This window comes from Massilia forsythiae (assembly GCF_012849555.1).
GTDB lineage: Bacteria > Pseudomonadota > Gammaproteobacteria > Burkholderiales > Burkholderiaceae_D > Telluria > Telluria forsythiae.
Map to the genome: position 1 here is coordinate 5,378,052 of NZ_CP051685.1, position 16,627 is coordinate 5,394,678.

At 65.4% G+C, this 16,627-nt stretch carries 12 protein-coding genes and 3 pseudogenes; 12 read left to right on the top strand and 3 right to left on the bottom strand.

Annotated elements, in window-relative coordinates; genetic code table 11:
• Positions 1-3: 3 nt before the first annotated feature.
• The gene (locus HH212_RS22515; protein WP_170204541.1) at positions 4-723 is read left to right on the top strand and encodes a GntR family transcriptional regulator; all 720 of its coding nucleotides are present in this window, start codon (positions 4-6) and stop codon (positions 721-723) included.
• Between the two features lie 173 nt (positions 724-896).
• Complete coding sequence (locus HH212_RS22520) at positions 897-3,698, top strand: TonB-dependent receptor (protein ID WP_170204542.1); 2,802 nt, start codon at positions 897-899, stop codon at positions 3,696-3,698.
• A gap of 238 nt (positions 3,699-3,936) precedes the next feature.
• Here HH212_RS22520 and HH212_RS22525 read toward each other — a convergent pair whose 3' ends face one another.
• Positions 3,937-4,125, bottom strand: coding sequence for a hypothetical protein (locus tag HH212_RS22525; RefSeq protein WP_170204543.1), 189 nt, complete (start codon positions 4,123-4,125; stop codon positions 3,937-3,939).
• 229 nt (positions 4,126-4,354) lie between these two features.
• On the opposite strand from HH212_RS22525, the gene HH212_RS22530 reads away from it, so the two are divergent.
• From HH212_RS22530 to HH212_RS27480, 8 genes and pseudogenes are all read left to right on the top strand, one after another.
• Complete coding sequence (locus HH212_RS22530) at positions 4,355-4,915, top strand: RNA polymerase sigma factor (protein WP_170204544.1); 561 nt, start codon at positions 4,355-4,357, stop codon at positions 4,913-4,915.
• On the top strand, positions 4,912-5,637 hold the full coding sequence (locus tag HH212_RS22535) for a zf-HC2 domain-containing protein (protein WP_170204545.1): 726 nt from the start codon (positions 4,912-4,914) through the stop codon (positions 5,635-5,637). Before HH212_RS22530 ends, HH212_RS22535 begins: the two co-directional genes overlap by 4 nt.
• Positions 5,634-7,031, top strand: a complete 1,398-nt coding sequence (locus HH212_RS22540; protein ID WP_229217414.1) for a S8 family peptidase — start codon at positions 5,634-5,636, stop codon at positions 7,029-7,031. The genes HH212_RS22535 and HH212_RS22540 overlap by 4 nt, the downstream gene beginning before the upstream one ends.
• Positions 6,989-7,699, top strand: coding sequence for a TorF family putative porin (locus HH212_RS22545; protein WP_170204546.1), 711 nt, complete (start codon positions 6,989-6,991; stop codon positions 7,697-7,699). Before HH212_RS22540 ends, HH212_RS22545 begins: the two co-directional genes overlap by 43 nt.
• 196 nt (positions 7,700-7,895) lie before the next feature.
• Complete coding sequence (locus tag HH212_RS22550; protein WP_229217415.1) at positions 7,896-8,819, top strand: hypothetical protein; 924 nt, start codon at positions 7,896-7,898, stop codon at positions 8,817-8,819.
• 166 nt (positions 8,820-8,985) lie between these two features.
• Entirely contained in the window at positions 8,986-10,740 is a 1,755-nt protein-coding gene (locus HH212_RS22555; RefSeq protein ID WP_170204547.1) for a phosphoethanolamine transferase, read from the top strand.
• A gap of 231 nt (positions 10,741-10,971) precedes the next feature.
• Positions 10,972-11,796, top strand: a complete 825-nt coding sequence (locus HH212_RS22560) for a type VI secretion system Vgr family protein (protein WP_170204548.1) — start codon at positions 10,972-10,974, stop codon at positions 11,794-11,796.
• 48 nt (positions 11,797-11,844) lie between these two features.
• A pseudogene (locus HH212_RS27480) lies at positions 11,845-12,731 on the top strand (IS3 family transposase); the annotation flags it as partial.
• A 7-nt stretch (positions 12,732-12,738) separates the two neighbouring features.
• On the opposite strand, the gene HH212_RS22575 reads toward HH212_RS27480, so the two are convergent.
• Positions 12,739-14,115 (bottom strand): IS30 family transposase, encoded by a 1,377-nt coding sequence (locus HH212_RS22575; protein WP_170203843.1) that lies wholly within the window; start codon positions 14,113-14,115, stop codon positions 12,739-12,741.
• Between the two features lie 64 nt (positions 14,116-14,179).
• Here HH212_RS22575 and HH212_RS22580 point away from each other — a divergent pair.
• Positions 14,180-14,470 (top strand): annotated as a pseudogene (locus HH212_RS22580) (integrase core domain-containing protein); the annotation flags it as partial.
• Between the two features lie 33 nt (positions 14,471-14,503).
• Here the strand turns inward: HH212_RS22580 and HH212_RS22585 are convergent.
• A pseudogene (locus tag HH212_RS22585) lies at positions 14,504-14,991 on the bottom strand (IS6 family transposase); the annotation flags it as partial.
• Positions 14,992-15,410: 419 nt separating this feature from the next.
• On the opposite strand from HH212_RS22585, the gene HH212_RS22590 reads away from it, so the two are divergent.
• A complete protein-coding gene (locus tag HH212_RS22590) occupies positions 15,411-16,439 on the top strand; it encodes an IS5 family transposase (protein ID WP_170203683.1) in 1,029 nt (342 codons plus the stop codon).
• Positions 16,440-16,627 lie beyond the last annotated feature (188 nt).

Sequence of the window (16,627 nt, forward strand, 5' to 3'; positions counted from 1 at the left end):
TGAATGCAAAATGCAGAAATCGGCCTGATTCCCGGCCTCGACGACAACGCCTTTCCGGTCCCGAAACTGGAACGCCAGCACCTGCACGACACCGTGGTCGAGCACCTGCGCAACCTGATCGTGGAAGCGGTGCTGCCGCCCGGCACCAAGCTGAACGAGCGCGAACTGTGCGAGACCATGGGCATCTCGCGCACGCCGCTGCGCGAAGCGCTCAAGGTGCTGGCCGTGGAAGGCCTGATCGAGATTTTCCCGAACCGCGGCGCCTCGGTGTACAAGATGTCGCAGGCCGAGATCTGGGAAACCTTCGAGTTCGTCAGCGGCCTGGAAGCGATGGCGGGAGAACTGGCGTGCGAACGCATCACCGCCGCCGAACTGGCCGAGATCAAGGCGTTGCACCACGCCATGCTGACCTGCAAGGCGCAGAACGACCTGCCCGGCTACTACAGCCGCAACCAGGCGATCCACAACAAGATCAACGAGGCGGCGCGCAACTCGGTCCTGCACCGCACCTACCTGAGCATGAACCGGCGCCTGCAGGCGCTGCGCTTCAAGTCCAATTTCAAGGCCGACAAGTGGGAGCGCGCCGCGCACGACCACGAAGAGATGATCCGGGCGCTGGAAGCGCGCGACGGCAAGCGCATGGCGGCGATCCTGACCCAGCACCTGCTGGACAAGCGCGACGCGGTGATGGCCATGACCGGCGCGTCGTCGCCGCAGGCTTGAGCAGGCAACGCCGGCGTCGGTTTTTCCCATCGCCGGCATTCTTGTTGTTAAATTAACGCAACGTTTTGGCGGAATATTTGCGAAACTTGCAAATTCTCACCGCGCCGCCACTAAGATGACGGAAAGAACGGCCGAGTTTCACCCCAAGGCCGCACGTCACCATAGGGAAAACGATGAACGACAAGATGAAGGCCACGGCGCGCGCCGTGCGCGGTGCATGGAGCGCGAGTACATGGATCGCCGGCGCATGGATCGCGGGTGGGCTGCTCGCCTTGCCGGCGGCGGCGCAAGCCCAGGCCGCCGGCATCCAGGCCGACGCCCAGGCCGATGCCCAGGCCAATGCGCAGGACGCGCGCGAAAAAATGGCGACCGTGGAAATCACCGGTTCCGCCATCCGCCGCGTGCAGGCGGCCACCACGCTGCCGGTGCAGACCGTTACCCGCGCGGAAATCGAAAAGGCCGGCGTGACCACCGCCGCCGAGATCCTGGGGCGCGTGTCGGCCAACGTCAACGGCCTGACCGACGGCGCCAGCATCAACGTCGGCGGCGACCAGCGCGGCTTCAACAGCGCCAACCTGCGCGGCATCGGCACCTCGTCGACGCTGGTGTTGCTCAACGGCCGGCGCATGGCCAACTTCGCCTCGCCCGGCGACGACAGCGGCGTCGACCTGAACAACATCCCGGCCGCCGCGCTCGAACGCGTGGAGGTGCTGCTGGACGGCGCCTCGGCGCTGTACGGCACCGACGCCATCGGCGGCGTCATCAACTTCATCACGCGCAAGGATTTCCAGGGCGTGGAACTGAACGTCTACGGCAGCAAGACGCGCGAAGGCGGCGCCGGCAAGCGCACCGCCAGCATCGGCGCCGGCAAGGGCGACCTGGAACGCGACGGCTACAACGTGTTCGCGGTGGCCGATTTCCAGCGCACCGACGCCCTGAGCACGGCGCAGCGCCGCTTCATCCCGGGACTGCAGGTCGAGCAGCGCCTCGGCCACCTGCTGTCCGGCTATACCAGCCCGGCCAACATCCGCCTGACGTCGGCCCAGCGCGACCGGCTGCAGGAGATCGGCTTCACCATCAGCGGCAAGCCGATCACCAACCGCCTGATCAACCTGGCGGCGCCGGGCTGCGCGGCGCCCGCCAACGTCTACCTGCCGGCCGGCACCGGCGGCGTCGACGCCTGCACCTACGACTACATGGGCGACACCGAGCTGTACCCGAAATCGGAAAAGGCCAGCCTGCTCAGCCGCGCCGTGGTGAAGCTCGGCGGCGGCCACCAGGCCTATGCCGAGCTGGCGCTGTCGCGCGCCAGGACCGACTACGTCGGCTCCTCGGCGCGCGTGACCGGGTATATCAATTACCGCAAGGTGCCGCAGCTGGCGAATACCGGCCTGGACCAGCTCGACGACGACGTCCCCGGCGAACTGGAACTGCGCATGCGCCTGAACGAAGCCGGCCGCCGCACCAGCTCGCTCACCAGCGAAGGCGTGCGCCTGGTGGCCGGCCTCACCGGCACCCTCGGCGGCTGGGACTACGACACCGCCCTGAACCACAGCGTCAACACGGTCAAGGACAAGGACACCCACGGCTACGTGCTGTACAACGAGCTGCTGGCCGGCATCGCCGACGGCCGCATCAACCCGTTCGGACCGTCCGGCGCGGCCGGCCGCGCGCTGATCGACAGCATCCAGGTGAACGACGACGTGCGCCACGCGCGCGGCACCATGGATTCGTTCGACGTCAAATTCTCGCGCGCCTTGATGCCGATGGCCGGCGGCGACCTGGCCCTGGCCCTCGGCGGCGAGGCGCGGCGCGAAAAGAACGACTTCACGCCATCCGCCCTGCTCCTGAGCGACAACATCAACAACGACGCCGCGCCCGAGGGCGGGCGCGCCACCCACGACAGCCGCAACGTCACGGCGGTGTACGGCGAACTGCTGCTGCCCTTCGCCAAGCGCTGGGAAGCGCAGCTGTCCGGCCGCTACGACCATTACCAGCAGGTCGGCGGCGCCGCCAGCCCGAAGATCGGCCTCTCCTGGCGCCCGAGCGACGCGCTGCTGCTGCGCGGCTCGGCCGGCCGCGGTTTCCGCGCGCCGTCGATGACCGACCTGCACCGCCCGACCGTGTACAGCAGCACCGCCACCCTGCCCGACCCGGTGTACTGCGCCACGGTGGAAAACAACTACGCCGACTGCGCCGACAACTGGGACACGCGCCGCTACAGCAACGCCAACCTGAAGCCGGAGCGCAGCCGCCAGCTGTCGCTGGGCGCGGTGTTCGCCGCCGGCCGCCACGTGAATGCCTCGCTCGACTACTGGAACATCAAGCGCACCGACCTGATCAGCGAGATCGGCGACGACATCATCCTCGGCAACCTGGCGAAATACGGCGACCTGGTGCACCGCGACGAGGACGGCCTGATCGACTACATCGAGCTGCGCAAGGAAAACCGCGGCGCCCAGCTGGCCAAGGGCCTCGACCTGGCAGTCACCGTGCACGGCATCGACACCGCCGTGGGCCGCTTCGGCGGGCGCCTGAACGGCACGTATGTGTTGTCGTCGAAGATCCAGAACGCGCCGGGCGACGCGTTCGTCAGCAACCTGAACCACTTCGTCACCGATGGCGTGGTGCAGCGCTGGCGCCACACCCTCACCTTCGACTGGGAACGCGGCCCGGCCTCGGCCAGTTTGTCGAACACCTGGTCGAGCGGCTACGAAGACCAGAACACCGCGATCAACATCGACGACGGCAGCGTGGTGGCGCGCAACCGCGTCAAGTCGTATTCGCTGTGGGACCTGTCCGGCGCGTACGTGTTCGACCCGCACCTGAAACTGCGCGTGGGCGTGCAGAACCTGTTCGACCGCAGCCCGCCGTACTCGAACCAGGCCTTTTACTTCCTGTCCGGCTACGATCCGAGCTACACCGACCCGCGCGGCCGGCGTTTATACGCGAGCGCGACGTACACGTTCCGCTGACGGCTCGTGGCTGGTGGCTGGCAGCGCCAGGATCGCGAGCGCAAGCAACCCACCGTCGTCCCCGGCCTTGGCGGCCCCCTTGGCGGGGACCGATACTGAGCCAACAAGATTGTTACTTTTGAAGATTCGGGCTATTTCCGACCACCGAATCTTGTTGCTCAGCATGGGTTCCCGCCAAGGGGGCCGCCAAGGCCGGGAACGACGGGTCGCTGGCCTGCTATGCATGGCGGCTTCCCCTTTACGTCAACCGCTCGACCACCATCCGCGCCCCCTGCGCGATCCAGCGCGCGCCTTCCACCGCGAACCAGACCAGCAAGACCAACTGGATGATGCGCAGCAACAGCTCATGTCCGCGCCACATGCGCCCGAAGCGCAGCGGACGATGCAGGCGGTCGGACAGGTGTACCGGGGCGACATGCAATTTCATGATTGTCTCCAACATGGTTGCTTTTGTGTGAGACCAGCATACGCCTGCATCCGCCCGGCTGCAAATGCAGATGTGGAAGGCGGATCGCGTCTTGACGCCGCGTACGACAATCGCCGCCGCACCGCACGGAGAATCATATCGACCTCGATTGAACCTTTTCGCGGCGGCCGGGTATATACCGCAAACAGTGGAAAGGAAGTGCGTGGACAGAAGAACCGATGACAGCGGCATGCTGGCGCGTACGGCCGCGGGAGAAGCCTGCCTGGTCGGCCGCATCGCCGCCGGGGACCGGCGCGCCTTCGAGGCCTTGTACCGCGCCTATTTTCCGCGCCTGACGCGCTTCCTGAACCGGATGACGCGCAGCGCAGCGCTGATCGAGGAAATCGTCAACGACACCCTGCTGGCGGTGTGGCGCAAGGCCGCCACCTTCGACGGCAGCAGCAAGGTATCGACCTGGGTGTTCGCGATCGCCTACCGGCGCGCCTGCAAGACGCTGCAGGCGCTCGACGAACCGGTCGATGCCGGCGTCGACGAACGCGAAGGACTCGACGCCGACCGCCCGGAATGGCAGTTCGAGCAGCAACGCCTGGCGCACGCGATCGACGCCGCCCTGGCCGCGCTGCCCATGCCGCAGCGTACGGCCTTCCAGCTGACTTTTTATCACGACATGACACTTACGGAAATCGCGGACATCATGGATTGCCCCGTCAACACGATCAAGACGCGCCTGTTCCATGCGCGCAAGCGGCTGGCCCTGCTCCTCGAAGACCAGCTGGAGGGCAGGCCATGAACCCGCTGTCGCACCGCGAAGCCCAGGACGCCCTGCCCTGGCTGGCCAACGGCACCCTGGCCGACGTCGAACTGGAGCGCGTGCAGGCGCACCTGGAAGCCTGTGCGGCCTGCCGCGCCGATCTCGCCCTGCTGCACACGCTGCGCGCCGCCGGACCCGGTGCCGCGCCGGACTGCGACGTCGAGCGGGCGCTGGCGCGCGTGCTTCCACGCCTGGACGCGCCGCAAGACACCGAAAGGGCGGGGACGCCGGCCGCGCCGCCTGAACTGTCGCGAATGCCGCCGCCGTCAGCGCCGCAGTCGCCGGTAACGCGCGGATGGCGCGCGCGCCTGGCCGCCAACGACGGCAGCTGGCTGCGCGTCGCCGTGGCCCTGCAATGCTGCGTGATCGCCGGCCTGGCGGCGCTGCTGGCGCGCCCGGGCGCCCCGCAAGAGCCGGCCGGCGCCTACCGCGTGCTCGGTGCTTCCCAGGGCGCGAAGAGCAGCATGCTGGTGACGTTCCAGCCGGACACGCCGGAGCGCGAACTGCGCCGCATCGTGCTGGCCAGCGGTGCGCGCGTGGCCGGCGGCCCGACCGCCACCGGCGCCTGGCTGCTCGACACCGAGCAGCAAGCCGCGGCGGTAGTGGCCCGCCTGCGCGCCGAGCCGGCGGTCACGCTGGCCGAGCCGCTCGGCACGGACGCCGGCACCGCAGTCGGCGGCGCCGCGGAAGGCCGTCCTTGAACCGCCTGCTCGCCCTGCTGTCGGCGCTGACGCTCGCATTGGGCGCCCTGGCCTATGCCGGCGCGCGCGCGGCGGCGCACGACGAGTCCGCGGCACGCGCCGCCGCACCCGCGCCCGGCCAGGCGGCCGATGCCGGGGCCGGCGCCGCCGTCGTGCCGGCCGCCGTGCCGGCCGTAACGGCGCAGCCTGCGGACGCCGCCCGGCGCCAGGTGCTGGTGATGCTGCGCCTGCCGCCGCCGCACTTCCGTCCCGACAGCGCCTACGCCGGCAGCTACACCAACGACGGCGGCAACGCCGCGCGCCGCCGCATCGCCGCCGAGCTGGCCAAGGCGCACGGCCTGCTGCTGCGCGACAGCTGGCCGATGCCGGCCATCGGCGTCGACTGCTTCCTGATGGAAGACGCCGGCGGCGCGCCGCTGGAACGCGTGCTGGAGGCGCTGGCGCACGACGCGCGCGTGGCCTGGGCCCAGCCGCTGGGCGAGTACCACGCGCTCGACGGCGGCGACCCGCTGTATCCGGCGCAGCCGGCGGCGCACGACTGGCGCCTGGCCGACCTGCACCGCGTCAGCACCGGCCGCAACGTCACCGTGGCCGTGATCGACAGCGGCGTCGACGCCGCCCACCCCGACCTGGCCGGCCAGCTCGCCCTGCGCCGCAACTTCGTCGAGGATGTACCGGATGCCGCCGAGGCGCACGGCACCGCGGTGGCCGGCATCATCGGCGCCCGCAGCGGCAACGGCTTGGGCATCGCCGGCGTGGCCCCGGCCGCGCGCCTGATGGCCCTGCGCGCCTGCTGGGAAAGCCGCGGCCAGGCGGCGCGCTGCAACAGCCTCACGCTGGGCAAGGCGATCAACTTCGCGCTGGAGAACGGCGCGCGCATCATCAACCTGAGCCTGGGCGGGCCGCCCGACCGCCTGCTGCAAAGCCTGCTCGACGCGGCGCTGGCGCGCGGCATCGTGGTGGTCGGCGCGGCCGATCCGCAGCGGCCCGACGGCGGCTTTCCGGCCTCGCATCCGGGCGTGGTGGCGGTGGCACGCAGCGGCGACCGCCATCCGGCGCCCGCCGCCATCCGCTATGCGCCGGGCACCGACGTGCCGACCTGCGTGCCGGGCGCGCGCTGGGGCCTGGTGTCCGGCTCGTCGTATGCCGCCGCCCACGTGGCCGGGCTGGCGGCGCTGCTCTCCGAAGTGCGCCCGCGCGCCGCGGCGCAGGCGCTGCTGCGCGAATCCGGCGGCGGCGCCGGCGCCGGAAACGGCGGCGCCGGCACGCCGTTGCGGGCGGCGGCGGCGGCTGCTGGTAACATAGACGCGTGCGCCACCCTCGCGCGGGTGGCCGATGCCTGCGTCTGCCTATGCTCCCCGACCGCCGCCACCAGAACCGTCCGTCCGCTCTAGCCTTTCTCCTGCTGTCTTGCCTCGCCGGTGCGGCGCACGGCCAGACCAGCGCCGACCTCAGCCTGCTGTCCGAGTACGCCGGGCGCGGCACCGCGTTGAGCACCCATCCGGTGGCGCAGCTGCGCGTCGAGCGCGACATCCGCATCGACGCCGACGGCGCCGGCGCCTGGTATGCCGGCACCTTCGCCTCGCCGGTCACGCTGGGCGGGCGCGACCTGGGGCAGTTGAGCGTCTACGGCGGGCGCGCCCAGCGCCTGGGCACCATACTGTCGTGGGATGCCGGGGCGACGCGCAACGTCTACCTGCGCGACAGCCGCTGGAACTACCACGAGTTCTATGCCGGCGTGACCTGGAACCGCCTCGGCGCGCGCCTGTTCTACTCGCCCGCCTATTACGGCGACGAGCGCAGCCTGTATCTCGACCTGAACGGCGCCTGGCCGATCAACGAACGGGTGCAGCTGGCGGCGCATGCCGGCCTGCTGCATCCGTTCGAGGAAGAACACGGCGCGCCCGGCGAAGGCGGCGGCCGCGTCGACCTGCGGCTGGCGCTGGTCACCGACGTGCGCGACGTCAGCCTGCAGGCCGGCTGGCAAGTGAAGGGAACCAGCTACCTGCCGGGCAGCCGCCGCGCCAGTGCGCTCACCGCCAGCGCCAGCTTCCGCTTCTAGGCGGCGCCGGCACCGCCATCGTGGCGGCCTTGGATTCGTCTGGCCGTATTCGCCGCCGCTAAATGATTTATATTTATTTTTCTTTTCATTGAACCTTCGGCGCCCGCCTGGGTATCAACCGTCCGGATGTCCCGACCGGATCATGTCGATACCGGCGCCCCAGAGCCGCTGATGGCTCGTTCAGACGGAGAGAAAAATGAAGAATTGGATGATGGCTTGCTGCATGGGCTTGGTGTTGTCGGCGCAATCCGCCTACGCGGCGGATTCGGCGGGCTGCGATGGCGGCGGCTTCACGGTGCTGGGAAAAAGCGGCGCGCAGAACGCCACCGTCGCCGCCGGCAGCGTCGCATCGGTGTTCCGGGTGCAGGGCCGCTACGTGCAGTTCGACGTCGACGCCGCCACCTTCGGCGTGCTGAACTGGACCCTGACCGGCGCGGCCAACAAGATCGACATCACCGGCGGCCGCGTCACCCCGGTCTTCGAGAGCAAGATGCCGGACCACCGCGGCCTGGTCTTGAACGGCAACGTCAGCGTCGAACTGAGCAGCTCGGCCGACATCGTCCTGACCCGCAGCGGCCCCGGCGTGACGATGAAGATCCAGGCCAAGGATTGCGCCAACGGCGGCGTGTTCCAGATGGAAGTGGCGCGCGCCGACGACACCAAGACCGTGTTCACCCACAAGCTGGCGCAGAGCGCGTTCTACTTCGACAACCGCAACTTCCGCAACCGCGAAGGCGACACCGTCGACTACAAGGACACCACGCTGAAGGTCACCCCGCGCATCAACTTCGGCAACGATTATTCGTCCAAGTTCGTCGGCCGCGACAGCCCGCAGTTCGCCGACCGCATAGTCGAGCCGCTGTGCACCAACAACATCGTGACGCGCACCGGCGCCATCTCGAAGGTCCAGCATTGCGGCGGCGTGTCGCAATGGTCGGTCGCCAGCGGCGGCCGCATGGGCCAGGTGATGGGCGAGGACGCCACCGAGGTGGCGCCGCCGGCCACCGTGTGCGAACACAAGTGCCAGGCCCAGAACCAGACCAAGGGCCGCTCCACCGTGCTCGGCGCACCGTTCCCGGTGACCGACGCCGACCGCCTCAAGGCGCGCGCCGCGCAGTAATGTTCTCCAGCGCCGGCAGGAAGCTTGCCGGCGCTGCGCCGCAGCGCCTGGCTGCGGCAGGCCGGACCCGGTAGAATCCCGGACGCTGCAACCCCGATGAACCATTTCGCACTACTGCACTGCCGACGCTGTCCATCCCAGCCGCGCTGCGGAAGATGGATTGACGATGCCCTCACTGCCTCACGATAACGCCCCGGACGCTGGCGCCTGCACGCGCGCGGCCTCGCGCTCACCCACGGCGATGCAGGCCGCGCTGGCCTGCGTCGCCCTGCTCGCCGGCGGCGCGCTGTTCCTGGCGCAGGGCCATGCGCCGCTGCGCACCCTGCAGGCGGCATTCCTGCTGCTGCCCGGCGTGCTGGCGCTGCTGCTGCCGCTGCGTACGCGCGCGGCCCGGCGCCTGCGCCCATGGCTGGTGACGCTGTGGGTCGGCGCCTTTTTGCTCGACGGCGCGCTGCGCGCCTTCATCGCCGGCGCCTACCAGGCCGCGCCCGACAGCGGCTTCGTGATCGGTGCGGTGGCCAACAGCAACTGGCGCGAAAGCGCCGAATACGCGCGCGGCGCCGCCCCGGCGCTCGCCGGCTGGGGCGCCGTGCTGGCGCTGGCGCTGGGTGCGGCCGCGTACCTGGCCACGTTCGGCAGGCGCGCGCCGGACGACGCAGGGCGCGCTGACATGTCCCGCGCCGCCATGCCGCGCGCCGCCATGCCGCGCGCCGCCGTGCTGGCGCTGGGCGCGCTGCTGGCGGTATCGGCGGCGGGCTACGCCATCAAGCCGTGGCGCAAGCTGCACCCGCTGGTGTTCTGGAGCGCCTGGGCCGGCGCCGCCGCCGACCTGCGCGACGACTGGCGCCACCACGACGCCAAACGCCTGCAGGCGCACGGCCTGGCGCGCAAGCTCGCTCCGGTGGTGGCCTCCGGCCGACCGTCGACCGTGGTGCTGGTGCTGGGCGACAGCGTCAACCGCGACAACATGTCGCTGTACGGCTACCAGCGCCCGACCACGCCGGCGCTCGACGCGCTCAAGCGCCGCCTGGGCGACGACATGCTGGTGATCCGCAATGCCTGGTCGAGCGACGCCAGCACCCTGCCGGCGCTCGAGCAGCTGTTCGCGCTCGACAAGGACAACGATAACGACAGCGGCGGCGAGGATGCCCACCTGCTGGCGCTGGCGCGCGCGGCCGGCTACCGCACCTGGTGGATCAGCAACCACGACGACATCGGCATCGAGCAGCGCCACGCGCGCCTGGCCGAGGTGGTGCAGACGGTCAACCGCAGCCCGGGCCGCTCGGGCGGCGGCCTCGACGAAGGCTTGCTGGACGAGGTGCAGGCCGCGCTCGACGGCCCCGCCCGGCGCAAGTTCATCGTGGTGCACCTGCTCGGCGCGCATCCCTACTACAAGCTGCGCTACCCGGCCGGCGCCGACCCCTTTGCCCCCGCCGATGCGGTTGATGCCGGCCTGGCCGCCGCCGGGCGCTCGGGCCGGGTCGCGCGGCTGCGCAAGGAATACGACGCCGCCGTGCTGTACCACGACGGCGTGGTGGCGCGCCTGCTGGCGATGACGCAGGCGGCCCCGCGCCGCGATGCGCAGGAAAACCGCGCCTGGATGATGCTGTCCGACCACGGCCAGGAAGTCGGGCACGGCGCCGACTTCGCCGGCCACAGCCCGCGCACGCCGGCCGGCTACCGCATCCCGGCCCTGGTCTGGCGCAACCGGCCGTGGCCGGCGGCGGCCGAGCTGGCCGGGCGGCCGTTCCGCGCCGACTGGGCCGGCTGGACGCTGGCCGACCTGCTGCAGCTGGACTGGCGCGGCGAGACCGGAAAATACAATGTGCTGGGGCCGGACTACGCCTGGGACGCGGCGCTGCTGCCGGCCGAGGTGCGCGAAGGCGTACGGCTGGCGATGCGCGAGCCGCCGCGGCGCTGATCTCGACCAGTCAGTGGCCTTCATCGAGCACGGCGACGCCGCTTGGTGTTTATCACGACAAGCTATTTCCAGGCGGCATCGCGCACCTGCGCGACGTCGCCTTCCCTCCTGGAGCGCATGCGCGGTCCAGCGATCTTGCCGGCGCTCGCACATTAAATACTGCTGCGCTGCCTTTCTGGGGAACTATTATAATTCCTGATACAAAGTCAAATAACGCACGAAGGAACATTGATGGGAACATTTTCCCCTCAGCTGGCTATTTTATTGCAGGATCCGCAGCATCGTCGCATCTTGCGGATGTCTTTTCCGCATGGCGATGGTCCGCAGGCCATGATGTTGGCCAATCGCCTGGATGCCTCGGAAGGCTTGTCACGCGATTTCGAATACGTGGTCGACGTATTGTCCGACGATGCAAGAATTCCGCTCGAGCACGTATTAGGGAAAATGGTCACCATCGAATTGGTGCGCGGCGACGGCAGCCTGCGATATTTCAACGGTTATGCATTCGAATTCCGATTCGATCGCACCGATGGCGGCTATGCGTTCTATCGCCTGGTGTTGAGGCCATGGCTGGCCTACCTGAAACTACGCCGGGACAATTTCGTATTCCACGAGAGCACCTTGCGCCGGCAAACGGAACTCGTTTTTGCCGATTACACCACGCATGCCGATTGGGACGCGCGAATAAGAGGAAACGATCCAAAGTTTACCATGGCCTGCCAGTTCGGCGAGAGCGATCATAACTACTTGAATCGTCGTTGGGAAGCTGCCGGCTGGTATTTCTGGTACGAGCACGGTCCTGCAGGCCACAAGCTGGTGCTGTCGGACGATTCTTTCGGCGCCCAGCCTGTCGACGGCACCGCGCCGGAAGTGCGATTCCAGAAACACGGTGGATCGGTGGAAGAGGAAGGCATCAGCGCGTGGAGTCCAGTGCGCCGGATCGTCGCTGGCCAGACCGTATTGAGCAGTTTCGATTTCAAGCATCCGGTTCCCGCCACTTTCGATACGCCGTCGATTGTCGATCAAGGAAACGTGTTGCATGTTGAGGTAGCCTGAGATTTTCGGACACTCTTGTTTGGTAGAGTTGCACCGACAGGAGCCTTTATGAAGAAATTGAAGAAGACATACCACACCGCGCTGCGCGAAGAAGCTGTGAAGCTGGTTTTGACGCAGGGCCTTTCGATCGAACAGGCAGCTGCCAGCGTGAGCATTCCCAAGGGGACGCTCGCTAATTGGGTAGCAGCGGCCCGCCGTGGTCCATCAGAAGTGACGCCGCCCGGCAGCCGTACTGTGGCCGAACTGGAAGCTGAAAATGCGAGGCTGCGCAAGGAGCTGGCCGCGACGAAAATGGAGCGAGATATCGTAAAAAAAGCGGCAGCGTACTTTGCGCAGGAGTCGCTGCCAGGTACGCGTGGATAAAGACGGTGCGACTCGAATTTCCCGTAACGATGCTGTGCAAGGTCTTGGGCGTATCGCGCAGTGGTTTCTATGATTGGCTGGACGCCAAGCCATCGGCACGAGCGCAAGAAGACGGCCGACTGAAAGTGCTGATCACGGCCGCGCACCGGCAAAGCCGCGAGACCTATGGCACGCGGCGCGTCAAGCACGAACTAGCCGCGCAGGGCCACGACGTCGGACGCGATCGTATTGGACGACTGCGCAGGGAGCTCGAATTGCGCTGCAAGCAGCGGCGTAAATTTATGGCGACGACCAACTCCAAGCACGATCTTCCGGTGGCCGAGAATCTGCTGGAACAGCGGTTCACGCCAACGCGGCCGGGCGAAGTCTGGGTCACGGATATCACCTACATTCCAACCGCTGAAGGCTGGCTGTATCTGGCTGGCCTGAAGGATGTCTTCACCTGTGAGATCGTCGGCTACGCGATGGGCGAGCGCATGACGCAGGATCTGACGGCGCAAGCGCTGTGGAAGGCTGTTGCCAACAAACGCCCAGTGCCGGGTTTGATCCACCATTCGGACCGGGGCAGCCAAGGCGGATTCAACCGGTCGTCGCAACACTATATTGTTGTACAGATTTTAGGTACTCGTCCAGTGCTTCGGCCGGCGTCTTCCAACCAAGTGTTTTACGGGGCCTAGAATTGAGTGTATTGGCAATGGCGTGGAGTTCGCGGGCGCTCCACCGAGATAAATCAGTACCTTTTGGGAAGTACTGCCGCAAGAGGCCGTTCGTATTTTCGTTTGTGCCGCGTTGCCATGGACTGTGCGGATCGGCAAAGAAGACCTTTACCCCAGACTCGACCGTGAATCGCGCGTGATCAGACAGTTCTTTTCCACGATCCCAAGTCAATGACTGCCACAAAAGGGCCGGCATGTCAGCGACGGTATTACTGAGCGCGTTGGCCATTGTGACAGCTCCGTAGCCAGCTAGCGCAGGGCCATTCTTTGTCTTGGGTATCAAACCGTAGCCTTCCTCGCGAGGCAGATGGACAAGCATGGTAAATCGGCTTGATCGCTCGACCAGCGTTCCGATGGCCGACCGATTCAAACCGATGATCAGGTCGCCTTCCCAATGTCCCGGCACGGCACGATCTTGGACTTCTGCAGGCCGGTTGGAGATCATTACATCCTCGCTCACGTGTGCCCAGGCTTTGGCTTGTGCTCTCGTCCTCGGCATGCGTAATGCCCGCCCAGTGCGCAGACAACTAACCAGCTCGCGCTTAAGAGCTCCTCGGCCTTGGATATAGAGTGCTTGGTAGATGGCTTCGTGAGAGATGCGCATGGATTCGTCATCCGGAAAGTCAGTCCGCAGGCGGTTGGAAATCTGTTCAGGCGACCAACCAGTGACCCATTTACGGTCGCCGCGATGTGGCTTGTTTCTTCCTATGAACGGTGCCGATTCCGGCCCAGAAATGTCATGGCCATCAGCGTCGCGAACCTGTCCCTGCAAGCGGCCTTGAACATAGTCGTGCAACCGTTGATTCGTCACCAGTTTCGAAGGCTTGGGTCTTCTAGCAACGAGTTCGGCCTTCCACTGCGCAACCGAAGCTCGATACTCAAGTCGGCCGCAGCGTGTAGCAGCATTACGTCTTAGTTCTCGGGAGACCGTTGATGCACTGCGGCCGATCTGGCGAGCAATCTCTCGGATTCCGATACCTTGACACGAAAGAAGGCCAATCTCTTCTCGCTCTGTGAAAGACAGGTATCTTTTAGATATTGGACTCAACATGGAAAGTGGCATGCCGCCATTATGACGAAACCAGCGCGCCCCAACTGCCTGCGATACGCCAACCGCCTCAGCAGCCTTCTCAGTTGTAATACCCGTCGCTATTTGCTCCCAGAATCGCCGCTCGGTTTCTCGGCGATGCGACGGCGCCCCTGGTGAGCGCATTGCTCCTCGCCCTGTCAACTTGTGCATCCATCCTGCTGGTCGTCCCATAAACACCCTCTCGATAAAGGTGTTGCGACGACTGGTTGAATCCGCCCAATATTGCGCGCATGCGTACCGCGATCTGGTGGCGCAATTCGGCATGCGAGCTTCGATGTCGCGCAAGGGGAACTGCTACGACAACGCGCCGATGGAGAGCTTCTGGGGCACGCTGAAAAACGAGCTTGTTCATCATCGTCGCTACGCCACCCGCGCCGAGGCGCAAGCGTCGATCCAAGAATACATCGAGATTTTCTATAACCGACAGCGGCGCCATTCCCGCATCGGATTTGTTCCGCCAGCGTTGTTCGCTGAAGAATTCAGCAAACAGCCGCAGGCGGCTTGAGACAAGCGTGTCCGCTATTGACAGTACACCTCACTTCGTCAAATCAGGTAACCGCCCCTGCTCTTGAAGTTCGCGGACGGCGCGGTGGGAGGCTGCGTAACCGTCCAGCGTGATGGTCTCGGGCGAGCGGCGCTGCGAACGCACGGCTTTTCGAAAGAAGGCTTTTGCCGAGGCGACGTTGCGCCGCGGGCTCAGCCGGAAGTCAACTGTTTTGCCTGACGCATCCACTGCACGGTAAAGATATGCCCTTCGGCCGCGGATCTTCACATAGGTCTCGTCCACCCGCCAGGACGTGCCAACCGGCGTCGCGAAGCGACTCCAGCGTTTGTCGAATTCTGGCGCATAGCGCCGAACCCAGCGAAGGATTGTTGTGTGAGCGATCGGTAAGCCTCGGCCATCATCTCGACCAAGTCACGGGATGAAAGCTTGTAGCGCAGTTACCAGCGCACGCACAGGATAATGACCTCTTGTTCGAAGTGTCGCCCCTTGAACAGGTCGCTCCTGCTCGGACGATTGCGCATGCTGTGCAAAGGCCATCATTCTAGCCAAGTTGCAGGTTTGCACCAGAGCCCGCGATTTTAGTTGCACTGAATAATGGGAATATCAGCACCGAACACGTGGGAAACGGGAAGGAAATACGTGTCGAGAAGCAACGTGAAACGTTGATGAAATTCTATAAATAGATTGAGGAAAAAATTTTAACCCGCTTGCATCTTAGCAAGCATAATTGATATATACATTACAGCACCAGGGTCAAAGGTGGTAAGGTGATAATATAAATTAATTTAGGAACTTTCATGAATGATGATTTATTGAAACCGTCTTTACCTCGTTCTTATGACACATGGATGTGCTTAAGGCCACCTCTAAAAACCTCGGCTGACCTGACGCCGGCTGGGTAAAATCTTGAGATCGAACCAAGCCAGTGAGTGTCGCCGTGATGAAACCCCGGATCAGTCTATTTGCCGAGCAGGAGCGCGAGGACCGGCGCGCGAAGCTGGGCGATCCGCTGGTGGGCCTGGCCGAGCATGTGGATTTCGAGGCGCTGGCGGGGAGCATCGATGCCGCCGCGCCGCGTCCGTCGCGTGCCAAGGGCGGCCGTCCGCCATACCCGACAGTGTTGATGATCAAGATCCTGGTGCTGCAACAGCTCTACAACCTGGCCGACGACGCGCTGGAGTATCAGTTGCTGGACCGGCGCAGCTTCCTGCGTTTTCTGGACCTGACGGAAAGCAGCAGCATCCCCGACGCCAAGACGATCTGGCTGTTCCGTGACCGTTTGGCCCAGGCAGGCGTAGGCAATCAAGTATTCGAGCAAGTCCAGCAACAGCTGCTGTCGCAAGGCTATCTTGCCCGCTGCGGCCAGATCGTCGACGCTTCGCTGGTCCAAGCCCCGGTTCAACGTAACAAGCGGGAAGAGGCCGAGACGGTCAAGGAAGGCACGATGCCGCTAGGCTGGAAACCGCATAAGCGCGCGCAAAAGGACGTCGATGCCAAGTGGACCAAAAAGCACGGCAAGAATCATTTTGGGTACAAGCTGCACGCCAGCGTCGACAAGCGTTGCAAGCTGATCCGCAAGATCGCCATCACCCATGCTGCCGTAGCCGACACCACGGTCTTCGAGGAATTGCTCGACCTGAGCAACACAAGCCGGGATGTCTATGCCGACCGTGGCTACCCCAGTATCGAACGCGAAGCCAGATTGAAACAAGCCGGGTGGCGCGTGCATATTCAACGACGCGGCCATGCGACCAAAGGCATTTCCGAGACGCAGAAACGGCGCAACCGCGCGATCGCCACACCGCGAGCCCGTGTCGAGCATGTATTCGGCGCCCTGGCTCAAATGGGTGGAAAACTGGTGCGCTGCCTCGGCATCGTGCGCACGACCTTCGTCCTGCAGTTGAAGGCTGCCAGTTACAACCTCAAGCGTCTCGTATTCTTGAAAGAACGCGGTCTGGCACCGTTCTAAACCCACGGTTTGGCAGCCTGCGGCTGCCAAACCAGCCTGTTCATGTACGTGTCGCGATCAAAAATCGCGTTGTCGGAGAGTCGCGGCACGCTAAATCGTGGTTCAGATTGCCTGCTGACGTTCAAAACTGGGTTATTCGAGGTGGCCTTAAGTCATTATCTCGTAATTTAACCAGTTCGATTACCTTT

What these genes read in the sequence shown, in the direction of transcription:
- HH212_RS22550 (WP_229217415.1), top strand. Translation starts at nt 7,896, where the DNA reads ATGAAGAATTGGATGATGGCTTGCTGCATGGGCTTGGTGTTGTCGGCG.
- HH212_RS22515 (WP_170204541.1), top strand. Translation starts at nt 4, where the DNA reads ATGCAAAATGCAGAAATCGGCCTGATTCCCGGCCTCGACGACAACGCC.
- HH212_RS22545 (WP_170204546.1), top strand. Translation starts at nt 6,989, where the DNA reads ATGCTCCCCGACCGCCGCCACCAGAACCGTCCGTCCGCTCTAGCCTTT.
- HH212_RS22555 (WP_170204547.1), top strand. Translation starts at nt 8,986, where the DNA reads ATGCCCTCACTGCCTCACGATAACGCCCCGGACGCTGGCGCCTGCACG.
- HH212_RS22560 (WP_170204548.1), top strand. Translation starts at nt 10,972, where the DNA reads ATGGGAACATTTTCCCCTCAGCTGGCTATTTTATTGCAGGATCCGCAG.
- HH212_RS22530 (WP_170204544.1), top strand. Translation starts at nt 4,355, where the DNA reads ATGCTGGCGCGTACGGCCGCGGGAGAAGCCTGCCTGGTCGGCCGCATC.
- HH212_RS22590 (WP_170203683.1), top strand. Translation starts at nt 15,411, where the DNA reads ATGAAACCCCGGATCAGTCTATTTGCCGAGCAGGAGCGCGAGGACCGG.
- HH212_RS22520 (WP_170204542.1), top strand. Translation starts at nt 897, where the DNA reads ATGAACGACAAGATGAAGGCCACGGCGCGCGCCGTGCGCGGTGCATGG.
- HH212_RS22535 (WP_170204545.1), top strand. Translation starts at nt 4,912, where the DNA reads ATGAACCCGCTGTCGCACCGCGAAGCCCAGGACGCCCTGCCCTGGCTG.
- HH212_RS22525 (WP_170204543.1), bottom strand. Translation starts at nt 4,125, where the DNA reads ATGAAATTGCATGTCGCCCCGGTACACCTGTCCGACCGCCTGCATCGT.
- HH212_RS22575 (WP_170203843.1), bottom strand. Translation starts at nt 14,115, where the DNA reads ATGCACAAGTTGACAGGGCGAGGAGCAATGCGCTCACCAGGGGCGCCG.